Origin of the sequence: Mesorhizobium sp. M7A.F.Ca.CA.002.09.1.1, assembly GCF_003998555.1 — a bacterium.
Taxonomy (GTDB): domain Bacteria; phylum Pseudomonadota; class Alphaproteobacteria; order Rhizobiales; family Rhizobiaceae; genus Mesorhizobium; species Mesorhizobium ciceri.
The window spans coordinates 1-4,485 of the sequence record NZ_RZRR01000447.1; the positions used below are offsets into that span (position 1 = coordinate 1).

Below are 4,485 nucleotides of genomic sequence, written 5' to 3' on the forward strand. Positions count from 1 at the left end.
TTCCACCACCTCGCCCTTGAAGCGTATCTCGCCGCTATCGGCTTTGTAGTAGCCGTAGAGGCAGGACGACAGCGTCGACTTGCCTGCCCCGTTTTCACCGAAAAGGCAGTGGATCTCACCCTTGCGGATATCGAGATTAACCCCGTCATTGGCAATGACGCTGCCAAATCGCTTGGTAAGGTTCTGAACGTTCAGCAGGTCTTCCATTGGGTCGCACCGGGCTGCCTGGTTGATGTGTCTTACTTCACCTCGGCGGTGTTGAGCGGAACGACAAACTTGCCGGAAAGAATCTCCTGCCGCTTGGCAGATATTTCGCCCTTCACCGCCTGCGGGATCTTGCCGTCGAAATCATGATAGGGTGCGATGTCGGTGCCGCCTTCGGCCATCGAAAACCATTTCGGTTCGGCGTTGCCATTGAATTGCGCACCGGCCTTGTGTTTCAGCCATTCGCCGATGATCCAGTTGAGATCGGGCTTCCAGCTGATGATGGCGCTGGACGCAATGGCGTCGGGCGCGACCTTGCTCTGGTCGTTGATGTTGGCGAAGCACATGATCTTGTGCTCCTGGCAGGGCTTGAAATTGTCGGTCAGCATGAAAACGACGTCGGCGCCGGCCGCGATCTGCACATTGGCATGCTCAGCCGCCAGCGCATTGTCGGACCACGAGCCGATGAACGAAAGCCGATGCTGGATGTCCGGCCTGATCGACTTTGCACCCTCGAAGAACGCATTGATCTGGTCGTTGACGTCATTGGCTGGAAAGGTGCCGACGATGCCAACCATGCCTGTCTTGGTGGTATGGCCAGCCAGCATCCCAAGCAGGTAGGAAGGCTCATGCAGCCGCTTGTAGATCCAGTATTGATTTGGCCCGGCTGGGTGATTGCCGGAGCCGGTGACAACAAACATCAGGTCGGGGAACTCGACACTCAGCTTCTGGACCTGGTCCGAATAGGTGCCATGGCCCCAGATGATGTCGTATTCACCACTCTCTGCGTAGAAACGCATGGCGTTCTCAGCATCGTCTCCGTACAGCGGATCGGTATGTTCCCATGCAATCTCCAGCCCCTCGGGCCTTTCCTGTTTCAGTTGCTCAAGCGCGTCGAGCAGTGTCCGGTCCCAGCCGACGTCAGGCAGGTCCTGCAGGATAACAGCCAGTTTCAGCGTCTTTGGGACATCCGCGAATGAGCGTACAAGCCCCGACAGAAGCAGGGCGCCCGCCGTGCCCAGGATTGCCGTGCGTCGCGTAATGGTATTCGTCATCGCTTGATCCTCTCATTCCAGTCCGAGAACTGTCCAATGCCGCCCTGTCGTCATCCGGATGTTCTTGTCTTTTCCGGTTGCCTACTTGGAGGCGGCGATCGCCTGGACAACGTCCCCATGGCGTTGTTGGCAGCCGGTCTTCCGGCTTAGGTCCGAAACTTCCACGGCGAAGGTCGGCTAACAATGGCTGCGATTTCTTTCGCGCATATCCACAATTAATCATGTCCGAAAATGCGCCCATGACTAGAGCATAGTGCCGAAAAGTGTGAAGCGGTTTTCACGGACAAACGGAAACCGTTTGTCCAGACATCATGCTCTATCTCTTTGATCTAGAGGCGGATTCCGATTTCAGGTCGATTCGACCTGAAATAATCCGGCTCTAGTGTGCGCCGATACCGTTGCCGGCCACGACGCCATAACGCAGGCCCCTTTCGCGCAGCCAGCGGCGGTAGGCGGCCGACGCGGCGTCGGCGCGGATCGGCACCTCGGAACGGGAATCCAGCGGCAGCCTCTTCGGAACCTGATTCTCCAGGATCGGCTTGTCCTGACCCAGGATGGTCTGATGAAATCGCCTCCTCGACACAGGCGACGACATGCCAGTCGTTGAGCGCAACGGGATCGAGATGAGAGAAATTGCTCATGGTGCTGTCCAGCCTGGAATGTCTGTTGTCGGCGAACGGATCTGGCCAAGGCGCGACCGGCAACCAGGTTGCAAGACATCGGTCCGTTGCCTGACGCCGGATCAACCCTGATTGCCCGACAATTCATTTGTGCCTGGAAAACCGCCATGTCCGCTCTTGAGGAAAGCATATCGCCAGTTCACCCGCCCGGTTCTGGAGGCAATGCTTGCCTCGTCACCCGGAGGCACGTGGGCAACCATCAGGCGTTGCGCTTCTGCTCTCTGAGCTCGGTCGGTGAACAGTCGAACGCCAGCTTGACCTGCCGCGAGAAATGATAGGGGTTCTTGTAGCCGACCTGGTAGGCGATCTCGCTGATCGACAGTCCTGTCCGCTGCAGCAGATGCGTGCCGTAATCGAGGCGGCAACGCCACAGATATTTGGCCGGCGTCATGCCGAGATGTTTCTTGAACGCCGAGACCAGATATTGCGGACTGACGCGCACCTGCTGCGCCACCCGCTCGATCGACAGATCGGCGGCAAAGTTCTCTTCGAGGAAACGGCGTGCCTGCAGGATCGTCTGCGGGATCGGCCGCTCCGCCTCGATCACCTCGGCCTCGTAGATGAAGGCGTGGAGCAAGGCGTTGGTCAGCGACTCGCGAACACCACTGCGGCCGCCACGCTCGCCGAGGCCAAGATCAACACCCAACTGCATGAGGGTGTGGACCATCGGCGAGGCGACGATGAACGGCGCGAACTTCTCGCGCTCCTTGTACAGCCACGCCGCGTTCTGCGGCCGGCCATCGCACCAGCTGACATGGGTCAGCGTTTCCGGCGCCACCGACGTCATGTAGCGATCACGCGTGAGCGACAGAGCACATTGTCCTGCCTCCAGTTGCAGGACGCTGTCATCCGCCTCGAGCGTCAGGGATCCGACGTGGACAAGCATGAAGGCCAGATAGTCGCCACCGATCGGCCCGTAGTCGCCGCCATTCTCATAGGTTAGTTCGCCGAAGGTGTTCTCGCGGCTAAGGTCGATCGGTGGCAGGCGCATATCGGCTTCCCCCTGTCAGACTGCCGGTGCCATGCAAATGAAGTCGATCCGCGTTCCGGCTGCGTCTCCAATTGTCGAAGCTATGGCCTCGTGACGCAAGATACCGCCAATCAACCTGCTCATGGCGGCAGACCGATGCTTCCACGCGCACAGGCCCAGGCTAGCCGAGGCGATCCGCCAGGCCAGAGAGGCCGCCCTTGAACGCTCGCTGGTCAACGGCTTGTCGAGATCGACGTCGAGCCGCGCTGGCCAGTCGTCGTCACTCGGGTGGGATCACACTGGTGGACATAGCCGGAATGAAGGGCGCCTTGGTCAAAGGCGCCCTTCGCATCGGCGGCGCGCTTCGGTCCTGGAGGTACGGACTCAAGCATTTTGAGAGGAGCCACCCGATGAGCTCACTGGGCCGGCTTGCCCAGCGAGCATTCGTATATTTCGGCGAAGTGCTACAACAATCCGCTAGAAGTCGCGCTGGAAGCGGAGGAGGCCGCCGACGCTATTCTCTTTCGTAGCGCCGACCCAGTTACGGTTGTCAATCTGGCCAAACTTGCCATCGTGGTTATAGTCAACTTCGGCCGTGACCGTGAAGCCGGGGACGACATCGTAGGCAACGTTTGCCGCGACACCGTAATTCTTGTCATCGTCAGCGGAAACCTGGAGATTGAACGAGGTCTTCTCGTTGAACTTGTAGGTGCCGCCTCCCCAGACTGCCCAGTTGCCGCCCCACTGCTTATAGAAGTTGCGGTCGATGTTCTTGTCGGTGCCGTAGCCGGCCATCAAGAACAGAGACAGAGCGCTCGAAGCGTTCACGTCCAAGCGAACCTTGCCGGCATATTCTTCGAAGGTGCTGTCATAAGCAGCGACGCCCGTGATCGCGCCCCAGCCCTGCGTGTACTTCACGCCGCCGACGACATGCGGGACATAGCTGTCGATCGTGTCGTAACCCGAACTGATGTACGTGAAAGGCGGGACGCCGGTCGGGCCAGCGCTGCCGCTACCTTCTTCGAGGGAAACCACGCCCGACAAACCGTTGCCGAGGTCGAAGTAGTACTGGACGACGTTGCTGTCGAAGCCGCCATAGGGGACGATCGTGTCGTTGATGACGTTGCCGGCGTAACCGATGAAGGTGTCGAAGGCCGGGTCGTCCTTACCGACGCGCAGACCACCGAGCTGGATCCAGGCGAAGTTCAGCGTAATGCCCGTGTTGCGGGCCTGCCAGTTGTTGCGGCTGTCGTTGGTCGTGGCCTGGTTGGCATAGTCGCCGAAGCTGTTGCCGAAGTTGAAGCGGGTCTCGGTGTAGGTCTTCAACGTGCCGAGTTCGGTTTCCTGGCCGGTCCAGGTCTTCAGGTTGAAGCGGGCATTCTTCCAGTAGGTCGAGTGGTCGTCTTCGCCCATGCTGTCAGGAACGTGATTGACGCCATCGAACGAACCGGCATCACCCACGCCGACGTCGTAGCGGACATAGCCGCCGATGCGCAGGCAGGTTTCGGTGCCGGGGATGTAGAAGTAACCAGCGCCGTAGACGTCGCAGATCTTGACGTATTCAGCGGGTTCCGGC

The 4,485-nt window shown here is 59.4% G+C and carries 4 protein-coding genes and 1 pseudogene; all 5 read right to left on the reverse strand.

The window, feature by feature from the left end:
- The coding region (locus EN994_RS19310; RefSeq protein ID WP_127307727.1) for an ATP-binding cassette domain-containing protein at window positions 1–207 on the reverse strand (207 nt) is incomplete at its 3' end.
- A 32-nt stretch (window positions 208–239) separates the two neighbouring features.
- Complete coding sequence (locus EN994_RS19315) at window positions 240–1,259, reverse strand: BMP family protein (protein ID WP_013529887.1); 1,020 nt, start codon at window positions 1,257–1,259, stop codon at window positions 240–242.
- Between the two features lie 379 nt (window positions 1,260–1,638).
- Window positions 1,639–1,830 (reverse strand): annotated as a pseudogene (locus tag EN994_RS19320) (aromatic ring-hydroxylating dioxygenase subunit alpha); the annotation flags it as partial.
- Window positions 1,831–2,138: 308 nt separating this feature from the next.
- Window positions 2,139–2,930 carry an AraC family transcriptional regulator gene (locus EN994_RS19325; RefSeq protein WP_013529886.1) on the reverse strand — a complete coding sequence of 264 codons (792 nt, stop codon included), beginning with the start codon at window positions 2,928–2,930 and terminating at the stop codon, window positions 2,139–2,141.
- Between the two features lie 456 nt (window positions 2,931–3,386).
- The coding region (locus EN994_RS19330) for a porin (protein WP_164746015.1) at window positions 3,387–4,485 on the reverse strand (1,099 nt) is incomplete at its 5' end.

Excerpts from the sequence above, each read along its gene's own strand:
- EN994_RS19315 (WP_013529887.1), bottom strand. The coding sequence starts at position 1,259 with ATGACGAATACCATTACGCGACGCACGGCAATCCTGGGCACGGCGGGC.
- EN994_RS19325 (WP_013529886.1), bottom strand. The coding sequence starts at position 2,930 with ATGCGCCTGCCACCGATCGACCTTAGCCGCGAGAACACCTTCGGCGAA.